General features: G+C 51.8%; 17 protein-coding genes and 3 tRNA genes. 8 read left to right on the top strand and 12 right to left on the bottom strand.

What is annotated here, in order from left to right; all coding sequences use genetic code 11:
- Window positions 1-231: 231 nt before the first annotated feature.
- A complete protein-coding gene (alsS, locus tag RFN81_RS03480; RefSeq protein WP_264497799.1) occupies window positions 232-1911 on the bottom strand; it encodes an acetolactate synthase AlsS in 1680 nt (559 codons plus the stop codon).
- A gap of 21 nt (window positions 1912-1932) precedes the next feature.
- Window positions 1933-2715, bottom strand: a complete 783-nt coding sequence (budA, locus tag RFN81_RS03475) for an acetolactate decarboxylase (protein ID WP_264497798.1) — start codon at window positions 2713-2715, stop codon at window positions 1933-1935.
- A 129-nt stretch (window positions 2716-2844) separates the two neighbouring features.
- On the opposite strand from budA, the gene RFN81_RS03470 reads away from it, so the two are divergent.
- Together RFN81_RS03470 and RFN81_RS03465 are read left to right on the top strand one after the other, a co-directional pair.
- Complete coding sequence (locus RFN81_RS03470) at window positions 2845-3735, top strand: LysR family transcriptional regulator (RefSeq protein ID WP_264497797.1); 891 nt, start codon at window positions 2845-2847, stop codon at window positions 3733-3735.
- A 115-nt stretch (window positions 3736-3850) separates the two neighbouring features.
- Window positions 3851-4141, top strand: a complete 291-nt coding sequence (locus tag RFN81_RS03465) for a DUF1435 domain-containing protein (protein ID WP_264497796.1) — start codon at window positions 3851-3853, stop codon at window positions 4139-4141.
- An 81-nt stretch (window positions 4142-4222) separates the two neighbouring features.
- Here RFN81_RS03465 and RFN81_RS03460 read toward each other — a convergent pair.
- From RFN81_RS03460 to RFN81_RS03445, 4 genes are all read right to left on the bottom strand, one after another.
- A tRNA-Leu gene (locus tag RFN81_RS03460) sits at window positions 4223-4309 on the bottom strand.
- A 79-nt stretch (window positions 4310-4388) separates the two neighbouring features.
- Window positions 4389-4475, bottom strand: a tRNA-Leu gene (locus tag RFN81_RS03455).
- 63 nt (window positions 4476-4538) lie between these two features.
- Window positions 4539-4625 (bottom strand) — tRNA-Leu (locus RFN81_RS03450).
- A 106-nt stretch (window positions 4626-4731) separates the two neighbouring features.
- Window positions 4732-5634 carry a LysR family transcriptional regulator gene (locus RFN81_RS03445; protein ID WP_264497795.1) on the bottom strand — a complete coding sequence of 301 codons (903 nt, stop codon included), beginning with the start codon at window positions 5632-5634 and terminating at the stop codon, window positions 4732-4734.
- Window positions 5635-5747: 113 nt separating this feature from the next.
- Here RFN81_RS03445 and RFN81_RS03440 point away from each other — a divergent pair, with 113 nt between their 5' ends.
- Complete coding sequence (locus RFN81_RS03440) at window positions 5748-6740, top strand: aldo/keto reductase (protein WP_264497794.1); 993 nt, start codon at window positions 5748-5750, stop codon at window positions 6738-6740.
- Between the two features lie 6 nt (window positions 6741-6746).
- Here RFN81_RS03440 and rsmC read toward each other — a convergent pair whose 3' ends face one another.
- Complete coding sequence (rsmC, locus tag RFN81_RS03435) at window positions 6747-7790, bottom strand: 16S rRNA (guanine(1207)-N(2))-methyltransferase RsmC (protein ID WP_264497793.1); 1044 nt, start codon at window positions 7788-7790, stop codon at window positions 6747-6749.
- Between the two features lie 158 nt (window positions 7791-7948).
- Between rsmC and RFN81_RS03430 the strand changes: the two genes are divergently transcribed.
- The 3 genes from RFN81_RS03430 (at window position 7949) to RFN81_RS03420 (ending at window position 9454) form a co-directional block, all read left to right on the top strand.
- Window positions 7949-8380: a DNA polymerase III subunit psi gene (locus tag RFN81_RS03430; RefSeq protein WP_264497792.1), complete on the top strand. Its 432-nt coding sequence runs from the start codon at window positions 7949-7951 to the stop codon at window positions 8378-8380.
- Window positions 8331-8774: a ribosomal protein S18-alanine N-acetyltransferase gene (gene rimI, locus RFN81_RS03425; protein ID WP_264497791.1), complete on the top strand. Its 444-nt coding sequence runs from the start codon at window positions 8331-8333 to the stop codon at window positions 8772-8774. Before RFN81_RS03430 ends, rimI begins: the two co-directional genes overlap by 50 nt.
- Before the next feature lie 200 nt (window positions 8775-8974).
- Entirely contained in the window at window positions 8975-9454 is a 480-nt protein-coding gene (locus tag RFN81_RS03420; protein ID WP_264497790.1) for a discoidin domain-containing protein, read from the top strand.
- Between the two features lie 99 nt (window positions 9455-9553).
- Here RFN81_RS03420 and deoD read toward each other — a convergent pair whose 3' ends face one another.
- From deoD to RFN81_RS03405, 3 genes are read right to left on the bottom strand one after another with little or no spacing between them, the layout of a single operon-like run.
- Complete coding sequence (deoD, locus tag RFN81_RS03415; protein ID WP_264497789.1) at window positions 9554-10273, bottom strand: purine-nucleoside phosphorylase; 720 nt, start codon at window positions 10271-10273, stop codon at window positions 9554-9556.
- Between the two features lie 41 nt (window positions 10274-10314).
- Entirely contained in the window at window positions 10315-11538 is a 1224-nt protein-coding gene (gene deoB / locus RFN81_RS03410) for a phosphopentomutase (RefSeq protein ID WP_264497788.1), read from the bottom strand.
- Between the two features lie 25 nt (window positions 11539-11563).
- Complete coding sequence (locus RFN81_RS03405; protein ID WP_264497787.1) at window positions 11564-11749, bottom strand: hypothetical protein; 186 nt, start codon at window positions 11747-11749, stop codon at window positions 11564-11566.
- Between the two features lie 139 nt (window positions 11750-11888).
- Between RFN81_RS03405 and RFN81_RS03400 the strand changes: the two genes are divergently transcribed.
- Window positions 11889-12269 carry a GIY-YIG nuclease family protein gene (locus RFN81_RS03400; RefSeq protein ID WP_264497786.1) on the top strand — a complete coding sequence of 127 codons (381 nt, stop codon included), beginning with the start codon at window positions 11889-11891 and terminating at the stop codon, window positions 12267-12269.
- Here RFN81_RS03400 and RFN81_RS03395 read toward each other — a convergent pair.
- Together RFN81_RS03395 and ubiT are read right to left on the bottom strand one after the other, a co-directional pair.
- Complete coding sequence (locus tag RFN81_RS03395; protein WP_264497785.1) at window positions 12250-12795, bottom strand: GNAT family N-acetyltransferase; 546 nt, start codon at window positions 12793-12795, stop codon at window positions 12250-12252. The genes RFN81_RS03400 and RFN81_RS03395 overlap by 20 nt on opposite strands.
- Complete coding sequence (gene ubiT, locus RFN81_RS03390) at window positions 12789-13313, bottom strand: ubiquinone anaerobic biosynthesis accessory factor UbiT (protein ID WP_264497784.1); 525 nt, start codon at window positions 13311-13313, stop codon at window positions 12789-12791. Before ubiT ends, RFN81_RS03395 begins: the two co-directional genes overlap by 7 nt.
- A gap of 354 nt (window positions 13314-13667) precedes the next feature.
- Here ubiT and ubiU point away from each other — a divergent pair, with 354 nt between their 5' ends.
- Window positions 13668-14663: a ubiquinone anaerobic biosynthesis protein UbiU gene (ubiU, locus tag RFN81_RS03385; RefSeq protein ID WP_264497783.1), complete on the top strand. Its 996-nt coding sequence runs from the start codon at window positions 13668-13670 to the stop codon at window positions 14661-14663.

Raw genomic sequence — 14663 nt, 5'->3', positions numbered from 1 at the left:
GGACCAGGGCCAAAATGGCAAGTAAAATAGCCATAATGGGATAGGTTCTTAGCCGGCTCGATGTAATTAAGCTTTAAATCGATAGAATTTTATCTTGCCAAATCAATATCTTGAAAATGGAAATCAGTTCTTCTGCCAAGAAAATCCATATTCTATTGATTAGACACATTATCAGATATTTTTCAAGATGATGTCCGCCCAATGCACTTGGACGGACAATAACCACTAACCTTAGATCAGTAAACTAATATTCAGCTCTTTCATTAACCAATGGTTATCGGAGTAATCTACCGGGATGGCAATGACTGCCGGACCATCAACATCCATGGCCTGGCGGAGTTTACTGACCAACTCATCAGCAGATTCCACTGCAAACCCTTTCGCGCCAAACGCTTCCGCATACGCTTTAAAATCAATCGGCCCGAATCTTACGCCTGCCGGACGGTGGTATTTATGCAGTTGCTGGATTTCTACCATGTTGTAGCCATTATCCACCCAGATAATATGCAAAAGGTTGCTTTTCAAACGCACTGCCGTTTCCAGTTCCATACTGGATTGCATAAATCCGCCATCGCCGGACACGGAAACCACTTTTTTACCCGGTTGTATCAGCGATGCGGCTATCGCCCAGGGTAACGCCACGCCCATCGTCTGCTGGCCATTCGTCATGAGAATTTGCCGCGCCCGAAAACTATATAGATAACGCGCTAGCCAGATATGAAAACTCCCCATATCCACACACAACGTGACATCATCATTGACGATATCTTGCATCGCCCGTACCAGACGTAGCGGGTGAATAGCAAACCCCGCCATGTTGATGGCTCGCGTACTCAGCGCATGACGTTGCTGTTTACGATCCTCCAACACCGCCTGGGTCTGTGCGGATAAGGTACACGGCGTCGTGATGCACGCATTCAACGCATCTATCGTCATTGCGATATTGCCGAGCAACTCAATATCGGGGTGATAAGCGCTGTCGATCTCCGCACGTAACACATCGATGTGGATTAACGTCGCCTTGCCGTTATTCCACAGGATAGGATCGTACTCAATTGGGCTATAGCCCACCGTCACAATCAGATCTGCCTGCTTTAACAACGTGTCGCCAGCTTGATTGTTGAATAATCCGACGCGGCCAGCAAAGTGATCGAAATGTTGTTGGTCGATTACGCCGGCCGCCTGATAGGTACTGGTCACCGGCAGTTGGCTATGATGTAAGAAACGGCGCAGCGCCTGCGCATTTTCCTGCTGGCTCGCCATTAACCCAAGCAGTAGCACCGGATTTTTCGCCTGTTGCAGCCGTTTTGCCGCATCAACAATGTCACGATGCGGCGCGCCATTTAACGGCGGTAAATGCGGGCAGGCCAGAATCGGACTACTAGCTGGCTCGTTGACGATATCCTGAGGCAGGCTGACAAATGCCGCGCCCGGATGACCGCTTTCCGCCGCACGGAAAGCGTTCGCCAACACTTCTGAAATCGCACTGGATGCCGAAATCTCCGCACTGAATTTACTGACTGGCTGGAAGAGGCTGACAGTATCCAGACTCTGGTGCGTCAGCTTAAGTTTATCTGCCCGTTTGACCGCCCCACCTAATGCCACAACGGCGTCACCCTCTGACGTCGCCGTCGCCAGCCCGGTCACCAGATTGGAACAACCGGGGCCAGAGGTCACCAGCGTTACTCCCGCTTTTCCCGTGAGGCGACCTATCGCCGCCGCCATGAAGGCGCCATTTGCCTCATGTCGTACCGGGATAGTTTGAATCGTCGAGTCTTCCAGCTCATCAAATACGCGATCGATTTTTGCGCCGGGGATACCAAAAACATACTTCACACCCTGCGTTTCCAAGTGTCTTACAATCAACTCAGCGCCGCTGTTCCAGCATTGCTGTTTTGTGGACTTTTCCATGACATAACTCCGATGAAATGACTAGCTTTCAACTGACTTGATTACGCTGTTGAGGTTTTCTGAAGAAAGATCGGCATTGAGAAATTCCCGATCCTGAGGTAGGTCGATGATCAATTTAGCAATTACGCCAAACGTTAGGGTGCCGGATTCGACATCATAATTAAGGATATGACCGCCTCCCTGACGATCGTCGGTAATGAAATGTTCGTGATAACCGGCGACATTAATTCCCTGGGTATACGCCGGACTGCGAAATCCAATCACACTGCCGCTGCGATGTTCAAAATGAAAGGTCGGTTGCCCTTCAATCGCCTCTTGCATTGGCTTATAAGGCCGACTTTGCCGGGGGACCGTGCGCGTTTCAACACAGCGAAAATTCCCATCAATGCGCAAGGCGCAGAACAGATTATCCGTCCCCACGATTTCATCAATCCGGCGGTGCACCTCTTCGCGCGAGGTCCAATGATCGAAATGAATCGTTTCCGTCGGCCGGAAAAACGTCATGACCGCAAATGGCGTCTTTTGATCTGGCTTTGCCGCCCGCGCACTACCATCGGATAACAATTGAAAAATCTGACTATTTAATGCAACCAGTTCCCCATCCAAACTATTAAATGTTCCTAATCCAAAATCACCATGCTCCAGTAACTCAGCCATCGTTCGACTACCGTCATACACGCCATTAATTAGCCCACTCATTAATGAAGTTTGATAAATAACGCAGTCTTCGTGCTGCTGGTGAAAATCACAAGCATAGCTAGCAAAGGATTCTTCACAGGATTGTTCACCAATACTCGTTTTCATGTCTTCCTTTCCATCGCGCCAATTACTTAAACGTTACTAATATTTATATAAAGATTGACGCCAGGGAGGACAAAATTCCAATATGCAATGAAGGGCATTTCAAGATCGTATATATATGGAGTTACATAAATGGAGCTACGTTATCTGCGCTACTTTGTGGCTGTTGCACAAGCACGGCATTTCACTCGCGCAGCAGAACATTTAGGCATGTCACAGCCGCCGCTCAGCCAGCAAATCAAAAAATTTGAGCAGGAGATCGGCACACCGCTGTTCAAACGGTTGACGCGCGGTATAGAAATGACGGAGGCCGGGCAGGCGCTGTATGAGGATGCGTGTAGGATTTTGCAACTTACCGATTCGGCGATTGCACGGACGAGGAGCATCGCGCGTGGCGAAAAAGGCAGCTTCAACATAGGTTTCTCACCCTCAGCCATGTTTCACCCAACGGTACTGACTTTGCTGCATCGCTATTGTCAGCAACATCCACATGTTCAGTTGCTACCAAAAGAAGATAACCCGGCTACGCTCATCGCCTCACTGCGGGAACGCAATATCGATATCGTATTTTTGCGTTTACCCTGCGATCTTAGCGATGACATTAATGGCGAAATTTTAGCCGATGAACCAATGAAGTTGGCGTTATCCGCTGAACATGAGCTTAGCCATAAAAAACAGGTGTTGCTGGGTGAATTGCGTCAGGAACCGCTGATTATTTTCCCCCGCGAGGTGTGCCCGGGGCTGCACGATATGATCATTCGCGCCTGCTACTTATCGGGATATGGCGCCAGACCAAGCCCCTTTGCCCCACAGTTGACGGCGACTATCGGGATGGTTGCCGCGGGTTTCGGTGTTACTTTGGTGCCGGAGTCACTTGCCTGTATCAAGGTTGAAAAGGTGACCTATCATGACATTGGCATGCCAGGGATCCATACACAAATTGCGGCTATCTGGCGCAAACATGAACGATCGGCAGTCATCGTGAACATGATTCACCTGATACGTGATCACCTGAACCATTAACATTATGGTTAATGCCAACGAGAGAAAATTTTCGCCTCAGCGAGTCAAAACGCTAGTAATTAGTACAAATTCTTATATGATATTGGTTATCATTATCATTTTTGCGGATAGAAAAATGCTGACGGCAATGATCACGGCCTGCGGGCTATGGGGTGTGAGTTGGTGCATGGGGAAGCATCTGTCTAGCGCCTGGGGGGTGCTCTTGCCCTGCGCGCTTATGCCATTATTGGCACTACTCAATCTGAATTTGACGCACCTGAAGGTGATTGTCGCCATTGCGCTGTTAGCGACTCTGGTCATGTTGGTTCATCAACGCTTGCGTCACTATTTGCTCCTGCCATCCTGCATTGCATTCGCTGGCGGTTTAGCGGCGTTATCCATTATGTTTAACGTGTCGGCGTTATAAACTCACGTAAGATAACGCAATATGTCAACGGGCGGGAAACAAGCATAAGAGGGGATTTCGAAAAATCCTGGTGGTAATTGATGGTGCGAAGAGAGGGACTTGAACCCTCACGTCCGTAAGGACACTAACACCTGAAGCTAGCGCGTCTACCAATTCCGCCACCTTCGCACTGAGAATGGGGTGTTACTTAGCAACTCATTTGACCTTGCGCGACAAATCGGCCCGGCGCGCTTAATCTATCATGGCATGGTGCGAAGAGAGGGACTTGAACCCTCACGTTCGTAAGAACACTAACACCTGAAGCTAGCGCGTCTACCAATTCCGCCACCTTCGCAGGGTTGCCATGCATTAATATAAATTGCCTCGGTTCAAACAACGAGAACCGCTATAGCGATAATGGTGCGAAGAGAGGGACTTGAACCCTCACGTCCGTAAGGACACTAACACCTGAAGCTAGCGCGTCTACCAATTCCGCCACCTTCGCAGCATTGCATTACGCAATATCACTACGGGGGCGAATTCTAGAGCTTTTCGCGTTCTCGTCAACGATTATTTCCCTTAGCACTCGGGGTTTGCTGCAAAAAACATCATCACGCTTTAGTGTTACGCGTAAAGATCTCATCCAGCCATTCGATAAACACCCTAATTCTCGGCGCAAGGAAGCGGCCGGGTGTATACATCACGTAGAGCGGCATCGCGGGCGGCGGCATTTCCGGCAGAATTTCGACGAGCGCTCCGCTTTGTAAAAACGGGCGTAGGCCGCGCCACGGCGCCTGAATAATCCCCAGCCCGGCACATGCTCCCGCGATATATGCATCAGAACCGTTAACCTGCAACACGCTGGGTAACATACGCGTAATACAGGCATCGCCAGACATGAACTCCAATGGATACTGATGTTCATTACGCAGAGAGAAATAGCCCACCATTTGGTGTCCTGACAATTGATCCAACGAACGCGGCATGCCATAGCGCGCCAGATAGTCAGGCGACGCGCAGGTGACCTGCTGCATGGACGGCAAATGGCGAGTCGCGAGCGTCTCGTCGTCCGTCTGCCACGCACGCAGCACGCAGTCGACGCCCTCACGCAGCACATTAATCGCCGTATCATTAGCACTCAGCATCAGCGTCACTTGCGGATAGCGCGCATAAAATTCCCCCAATGCGGGAATCACAATTTCTCGTGCCAGCGAGTGCGGCATATCCACCCGTACTCGCCCTGCCGGCTGCTGCTTTTGCTGTGTGAATAGGGTGTCGATTTCTTCAATTTCCGCGAGCAATTGCAGACAGCGCTCATAATATATGCGTCCTTCAGCGGTAATTTGCACCTGCCGGGTGGTACGTTGCAGCAACCGCGCTCCCAGTCGCCCTTCTAGCTGTTTTATGGTGTTGCTCACCGTCGCGCGCGGTAGCGCCAACCGCTCCGCTGCGCGACTGAAGCTGCCCAGTTCAGCAATACGCACAAAAACCCGCATCGCCTGAATATGATCCATTACCGCCACCATTGTTAGCTATTTTTGAATAGTGTTGCACAAAAAACGGTATTTATCTTTTTAACATAAACAACCAGACTACAAACACTGCCAATGAGATGAGGAAAACAACAATGCAACAGCGGAAATTAGGCGTCAACGGCCCAGTAGTTTCGGCAATTGGACTAGGCTGCATGGGAATGAGTGATTTTTACTCTACCGCACAGGATGAAAAAGAGTCTATCGCCACACTACACCGCGCACTGGAGCTGGGCGTTACCCTGCTGGATACCGCCGATATGTATGGCCCCCACACCAATGAGCAGTTGATCGGCAGGGCGATTAAAGGTAAACGCGAACAAATTTTTCTGGCGACCAAATTCGGCATCGTGCGCGATCCGACCGATCCTGCCGCTCGCGGTGTCTGCGGGAAGCCGGATTATATCCGACGCGCGGTGGAAGGCAGCCTGACGCGGCTCGGTACTGACGTTATCGATCTTTACTATCAGCACCGTATTGACCCGACGGTTCCCATTGAAGAGACGGTTGGCACGCTAAGCGAACTAGTCAAGGAAGGCAAGATTCGTTATATCGGACTGAGTGAGGCCTCTGCCGCTACGCTGGAGCGCGCCCACCGCGTACACCCTATCACAGCGTTACAGAGTGAATATTCTCTGTGGACGCGCGATATGGAAACCGAAATCCTACCTACGTGTGAGCGCTTGGGCATCGGCTTTGTACCCTACAGCCCGCTCGGCCGCGGCTTTCTAACTGGTGCAATTCGCAGCCGTGACGATCTGGCCGCCGACGATTTCCGCCGCGACAACCCACGCTTCTCCGAAGAAAATTTCGGCAAGAATCTGCTGCTGGTGGAGAAAATTAACCAACTGGCGCAGGAAAAACAGATCACGCCATCGCAGCTGGCACTGGCGTGGGTACTTGCACAAGGCGAGCATATCGTGCCGATTCCAGGCACCAAACGCCGTCGCTATCTGGAAGAGAACGTTGCGGCGCTGGATGTCACACTGACAAAAGAGGAACTGGATGCCATTGATGCCATCTTCCCGCCCGATGCCGCAGCAGGTGAACGCTACGGCAAGGAGAGCATGGCGACATTGAATCAGTAACCAGGATTATCGGCGGCCTTTGCCAGTGCGCGGCGGGCGACCTACCGTAGCCTGATACACTTTAAAGCGCCCGGTCTGCGCCAGCACGTCATGGCTACCAAATGCCGCATCCAGCAGTGCCGGGTATGGTAGAAAGGCGTTAGCGACAATGCGTAATCGCCCGCCAATCGGTAGATGGGTGACGGCTCCACGAATCAACATTTCTGCGGCTTGCAGGCTCGTTTGCAGGCCATCGTGGAATGGCGGGTTGGATACGATGATATCGAAGCGATCGTTGATATCAGAATAAACGTTACTCGCAATCACCGTGCCTTCCAGCCCATTCGCCGCTAGCGTGGCGCGACTAGACTCCACCGCTGCCGCGCTGACATCGCTCAGCGTCAGGCGGATCTTCGGTGACTGTTTCGCCAGTACCGTTGCCAGCACGCCTGCACCACAGGCGATATCCAACACCTTGCCTTTCATATGCGGCTCAAACGTAGACAGTAGCAGCCGACTCCCCGGATCGAGGCCATCACGGCTGAAAACGCCAGGGAGCGTCTTTACTGTTACGCCGTCTGTCTCATATTCGTCCCACCAGTCATCCAGCGCAAAGCAAGTTTGCTTATTAATTCGGCCGTGATACAGCCCACAGCGGCGCGCACTGTCGATTTTCATCAGCGCCACAAAATCGGACAACACGCTTTCGGCGCTACGCACGCCGCTACGGTTTTCCCCAACTACGAAGATCTCTGCGCCGATCGGCAATAGTGACAATAGGTTACGCAGTTGGAATTCCGCTTCCTGCTTGCTCTTTGGCCAGTAATAAATCAGCGTGTCACTATCCGCCACTAACGCCGCATCAGCGACCAAACCATATTGGGCGTTATCCCCAAGCGGCTTTGCCATCTGTTGCCAATGGTGATATTGGTTGCAATGGACGCGCACCGATGCCGCCGAGAATTGCGCGGGCAGGGTATCCTGCAAATCACCGGCAAACAGGACGCGGCGTGAAAGAAATTCGTCACTATGGCGCAGTATGACTTCACTGGCGGGAGTTAATGCGGACATCAGGCTACAGCTCCTTAATCATTGAACCGGGGATTATATACACTTCGCCTGAGAAGTTGCAGAGTATAAGGGAAATAGGCGCACCGATATTGGCGCTGCCTGACGGGGTTTGTTAGCATAGGCGCCATCGCTTTCCCGCACGCCAGACAGGATAACGCATGGAATCAAGACGCGACAGGCTGCTACAGCAACTGGGAATTACGCAGTGGACGCTGCGTCGCCCGACGGTGTTGCAAGGCGAAATCGCCGTTAGTCTGCCAGAACAGGTGCGCCTGGTGGTCGTTTCCGCTGAACCGCTGGCCGGTGATGAACCGCTGCTGGCTGATGTGCTACGTAGCCTGGCGCTCACGCCGGATCACGTCTATTACCTGACGCCGCAGCAGGTAGCGATGCTGCCGGACGATGCACGCTGCCATAGCTGGCGGCTGGGTATCGCGGACACCATTGCGCTACAGGGGGCTCAGCTTTCCAGCCCTGCGCTTTCCGAATTTTATCAAAATGCCGACGCCAAACGGGCGTTGTGGCAACAGATCTGTGAACATGAACACGATATCTTCCCTGACGCCAGCCGATCTAGCACAAGCCTTTAAAATTGAACAGGCTAGCCACGCCTTTCCCTGGACAGAAAAAACGTTTATCAGCAATCAGGGCGAACGTTATTTCAATCTGAAACTGAGTCGAAATGGGCAGATTGTTGCTTATGCCATCACGCAAGTCGTTCTGGACGAGGCAACGTTATTCAACATCGCCGTACATCCCGACCACCAGCGTCAGGGGCTGGGGCGTCAGTTATTGGAACACCTGATCGGCGAAATGGAACATAGAGGAATTCTCACGCTATGGCTGGAAGTGCGCGCATCAAATGCCCAGGCCATCGCGCTGTATGAAAGTCTCGGATTTAATGAAGTTTCCGTGCGCCGTGATTATTACCCTGCGGCACGCGGTCGGGAAGACGCAATTATCATGGCGCTACCGCTCGGTTAAGCGTTGTAATTATCGTATTCGCTACTGGGTAAATGCGATAATGTGCGCCCCATCTCGCTCTCCTTTTTTCCTAATAGAAAAAATCCTCGCAACGTGATCGTCATAAATAAAACTTCATTTCTTTTTTATCACAATGAAGTTCCATTTTATTTTCTGGCCTGCATCCCTGCATGCTTTATGCGTTATCAATGAGGAATAATATGAAAAAATACACTCTGGCTACGACACTCCTGTGCGGTTTATTCTCTCTCTCCGCTTATGCGGTACAAATAATGTCGGTGACCGCTTCTGGTTACGATTCAGATAAAGGCCACACGCCAGCTAATATCGCCGATGGCGATGTGAAAACGCGTTGGGCAGTAAACGGTGAAGGCTGGATTCAATTAGCACTGGATAAAACGCAATCGATTGAAAACTTTGTCCTGGTGCCTTTTAAGGCGGATGAACGCAAACTGAAGTTCTCGGTTTCCTACTCTACTGACGGTAAATCCTGGCAAAAACTGGCCGACAATCTTGTCACGTCCCATGAGGCTAAGGGCGGTGAGAAATTTACCTTTCCCGCCGTTAACGCCAAATTCTTTAAACTGGAGACCTTCGGCACCGATGTAAACAAATGGAGCGCGATCAACGAGATCAGTTTTAACAGCGCCGCGCAGGTTCCAACTCAGGCGATTAAGTAATTCCATTCGTTGCAGGCACCGCGCCCAACTTCTCTAATGAGCACGGTGTCTCCCCATGTTACCTTAGCTATTTTCCCGCCTATCCAGACGGATGTGATGTTATTCTTTATCACCCAATAGAACGGATTCCAACGCGATCTCGATCATCTCATTGAATGTGTTTTGACGCTCTTCCGGCGTAGTTTGTGCACCGGTACGAATATGGTCAGACACGGTACAGATTGCCAGCGCTTTCGCACCGAATTCCGCGGCGACGCCGTAGATGCCAGCCGCTTCCATTTCTACCCCCAGAATGCCGTATTTCTCCATTACGTCGAACATCTGCGGGTCTGGGGTATAAAACAGATCGGCGGAGAATAGATTCCCTACGCGGACAGAAATATCACGCGCTTTGGCCGCATCAACGGCATGGCGCACCATGTCAAAATCGGCAATCGCCGCATAGTCATGATCTTTGAAGCGTATCCGGTTCACTTTGGAATCCGTACAAGCCCCCATGCCGATCACCACGTCGCGTAGCTTAACATCGCTTCGCACCGCGCCGCAGGAGCCCACGCGAATGATCTTCTTCACGCCGAATTCGGTGATCAATTCTTTGGTATAAATAGAGCAGGAGGGGATCCCCATACCGTGCCCCATCACCGAAATGTTCCGGCCTTTGTACGCGCCGGTGAAACCTAACATTCCCCGCACGCTATTAACTTCTCGGCTATTTTCCAGAAAATTTTCTGCAATATATTTAGCCCGCAGCGGATCGCCGGGCATAAGAACAACGTCCGCAAAATCACCCAACTCTGCATTAATATGTGGCGTAGCCATGCGTTAATTCCTTATTAAATTCATTCACGTAAAAACGAGCGTTACAGTATCGATTTACCATAATCCATCGGCGACAAACCAAAGTAGGCCGCCACCGTCTGCCCGATATCGGCAAAGGTTTCACGGTGGCCGTATGACCCCGGTTTCACTTGCGGCCCATAAATCAATACCGGTACGTTCTCGCGCGTATGATCGGTGCCATGCCAGCTCGGGTCGCAGCCGTGATCGGCCGTCAGAATCAAGATGTCATCACCTTTCACACGGGACAGCATTTCCGGTAAGCGACGGTCAAAATACTCCAGCGCGGCCGCATAGCCCGAAATATCGCGACGGTGGCCGTAGGCGGAATCGAAATCCACGAAGTTGGTAAACACGATCGTGTTGTCGCCCGCGTTATCCATTTCCTTCAACGTGGCGTCGAACAACGCAGCAATGCCGGTCGCCTTCACCTTTTTGGTAATGCCGACCTGCGCGTAGATATCCGCAATTTTACCAACGGAAACCACTTCACCGCCTTTTTCCTCCACCAGCTTTTTCAGGATGGTCGGCGCTGGCGGTTCAACGGCCAGGTCGTGTCGATTACCGGTACGCGTGAAGTGCCCGGGTTTATCACCGATAAATGGACGAGCGATCACCCGGCCGATGTTATAACCCCCTTTGGTCAACTCTTCGCGCGCAATCTCGCATAACGCGTACAGGTTATCCAGCCCGAACGTCTCTTCATGACAGGCAATCTGGAAGACTGAATCCGCCGAGGTGTAGAAAATCGGTTTGCCGGTTTTCATATGCTCTTCCCCCAGATTATCCAGAATGACGGTGCCAGAAGCGTGGCAGTTGCCCAGGTAACCCGGCAGGTTGGCGCGTTTTACCAGTTTATCCAGCAGTTCTTGCGGAAAACTGTTTTCTTGTTCTTTGAAATAGCCCCAGTCGAACAAAACGGGCACGCCAGCAATTTCCCAGTGTCCAGACGGCGTATCTTTACCCGAAGAGATTTCACTGGCATAGGCATAAGCGCCAATAATTTCAGCATGTTCATCCAGCCCTAACGGGAATGTCCCCGTTGAACTCTCGGCGGCTTTACCCAACCCCAAGCGGCTCAGATTCGGCAAACGCAGCGGGCCACTGCGCCCTTTATCCGCCCTTCCCTCTGCACATGCCTGAGCGATATGCCCCAAGGTATCCGCACCTGCGTCACCAAAACGTTCGGCATCCGCGCTGCTGCCAATGCCAAACGAGTCGAGAACCATAATATATGCTCTTCTCATGCTTTATCTCCCGCGCCGCTAGCGCCTAACATCCTGCCGATTGGCAGGGGAAAATCAGTTCAAGACGATGATTTCCCACCTTACACGATCGCAACCTGACGATCATCTGACGATAGGCAATACGTGAGCTGGTTTTCACCGCCATCGGCGACGCGGTGTTCCACAGCATTGCATCGATCGCCGCAACTAAAGCGAATAATAGATTATCCATATTTAGCGATACATGACGCGTTTTGATTACATTATTCCTTGCGACATTCCTCACCTAACACTGACAACGTTCGCCTTCACATTGCAGAATAAGCCCCTTACACTGGCGATTAACCTGCCGTTTTCAAGGAACCCCCAACATGCTGGCTGCCCCTTCAGAACATGCTTGCTGGTATCTGTATATACTGCGTACCGTCTCCGGTTCGCTATACACCGGAATCACAACGGATGTTAGCCGTCGTCTAAATCAGCATCAATCGGGAAAAGGGGCGAAGTCCCTGCGCGGGAAAGGAGAATTGACACTGGTATTTCAGTGTTTGGCCGGTGACCGCTCAAGCGCACTCAAACTGGAATATCGCATTAAACAGTTGAACAAAAAACAAAAAGAAAGGCTGATACAAGATCAGCCTCAGACACTGTGTATTTCAGACACCCGTATTTCAGACGCTATACTCTGCATTAATACGGCTATGCTTAAGGACGCGGTCGGCTTGCCGAACCCTATGAAAGAAAGCGGTTAAACGGTTCGGCGTATTCAACCAGGCCACCCGCACTTTCTAACCGGCTCCCATCCTCAGAATGTCCTTCACTGCTCACCTGATTATCCGCTAATGGATAAACCAGGAAGGCCGACTCGCTGCTCGGCCAGCGGCAGTGTAACTGGTGTTCACTCGCCGGAACGAAACCAAAACGAGAGTAGTACGCTGGATCGCCTAATACCACGACGGCGGTATAGCTGAACTCATTTAATGCATCCAGCCCCTCGTAAACCAATTTTTCCCCTATCCCTTCCCGGCGCAGAGTTTCATCAACGGCCAATGGCGCAAGCGCAACCCACTGCCGATCTTCTCCGCCGATCATTACCGGGCTGAATGCTGCATACCCCACCACGCCACCGTCATCATTGGTCGCCACGACGCCGAGCGTCAATAAGCCATCTTCACGTAACTGATGCACCAGTTCTGCTTCAGCGCCGGTTGGGAACGTGCGGCGTAATAGGCGGTCAATCCCAGCGGCATCGACGGGGATTTCAACCCGAACTAGCATGATACCGGCGCGTGATCTGCTGTTTGCTCCGCGCCCTCCCGTAATCCCGCCTCAACAAAATTCGCCAGTTGCAGCAGGCCAATACGCAGCGGTGCAGGCATGGCTTCCAGCTCGATGGCGTCCATCAGGTTCTTGACATATAACCCCAACTCGGTGTCACCCTCAATACGCAATCGCCGCTGGAAGAACAGGGTATCAGGATCCTCTTTACGAGCGGCAATCAAAATCAGATCGTTCGCGTCTGCACTGAAACTGACATCCGGCGTCTCAGCCGGACTTACCATCAGGCAACCATTACGTAACGTCACAAACCACTGTAAACCGACGTCCCGCACTTCAATTTTAAGCCAGCGGTTGTCGAGAAATGCCAGATCACCCTCTTCCAACGCCTGACGGAATTGCCAGCCTAGCATCTGTTCTAAAACCTGTCGCTGTAGCGCAAAAGGGGTGAACTTGAGTGGCTTACCTAATAAGGCCGGCCCCTGACGCACAATCTGCGCGCGTAGTTTTTCCAACACTGGCGTACTCCTCTTAACGCAATCTGACGGTTCAGATAATCTGCAAATATTTTGCCACATCCGCCGCAACCGACGAGGGCCTATGTCAATAATTTAGTCGCTTCTCCGCTTAACCCCAACAGATTTTGCCTTTGCGCGACGATTAGTACCATAAACTGCCTTAAATCAAAGTCCATATCTGCCGGGTTAATTATTATCCCATCGTTAACCATATTCATCGGCGGGTAAATAATCGCCAACGGTGGCGCGGAACGCTGACGAGTCGGCTTACCGTCATAAACCTGATTATCCGTCTGAGCATCATTGATCGTACCGACCCGCTACGGCCCCGAACGGGTTAATAAAGGATTGTGTATGGAATTGCTTTGCCCCGCTGGTAACCTGCCAGCACTGAAAGCTGCCATCGATAATGGCGCAGATGCGGTCTATATTGGCCTGAAAGATGACACCAACGCACGTCATTTCGCCGGGCTGAATTTCACCGATAAGAAACTACAGGAAGCTCGCGAGTACGTGCATCATCATCAACGTAAGCTGCATATCGCGATCAATACGTTTGCGCACCCTAACGGTTTCCAGCGATGGCAACGCGCCGTAGACATGGCCGCACAAATTGGCGCGGATGTGCTAATCCTCGCCGATCTCGCCATGCTGGAATATGCCGCTGAGCGCTATCCAGACATCGAGCGTCACGTGTCGGTGCAGGCCTCGGCAACAAACACCGAAGCAATCCATTTCTATCATCGCCATTTCAATGTGTCGCGCATCGTGCTGCCGCGCGTGCTGTCCCTTCATCAGGTGAAGCAAATCGCCCGCACCAGCCCGGTGCCACTCGAAGTTTTTGCTTTTGGTAGCCTGTGCATCATGGCGGAAGGCCGCTGTTATCTCTCTTCCTATCTGACCGGTGAATCACCGAATACCGTAGGCGCTTGTTCACCCGCGCGATTCGTACGCTGGCAGCAAACGGAGAACGGCATGGAATCACGCCTGAACAATATTCTGATCGACCGCTATCAGGATGATGAAAACGCGGGTTATCCCACACTATGCAAGGGACGTTATTTGGTCGATGGGCAGCGCTATCATGCTTTAGAAGAACCGACCAGCCTGAACACGCTGGCGCTTCTGCCCGAGCTCATTGCCGCCAATATTGCCTCTGTGAAGATTGAGGGGCGCCAGCGGAGCCCAGCCTATGTGAGCCAAATCACGCAGGTATGGCGGCAGGCTATCGATAGCTGCCTCGCCCATCCTGAAGCATTCGTACCCACTCAGGCTTGGATGAACACGTTAGGCGCGGTGGCAGAAGGCGCGCAGACCACGCTCGGCGCCTATCACCGCAAATGGCAGTAG

Origin of the sequence: Pectobacterium cacticida (assembly GCF_036885195.1) — a bacterium.
GTDB classification, from domain to species: domain Bacteria; phylum Pseudomonadota; class Gammaproteobacteria; order Enterobacterales; family Enterobacteriaceae; genus Pectobacterium; species Pectobacterium cacticida.
The sequence above is the reverse complement of the archived record's forward strand: the minus strand, read 5'-3'. Positions and strand labels throughout refer to the sequence as shown.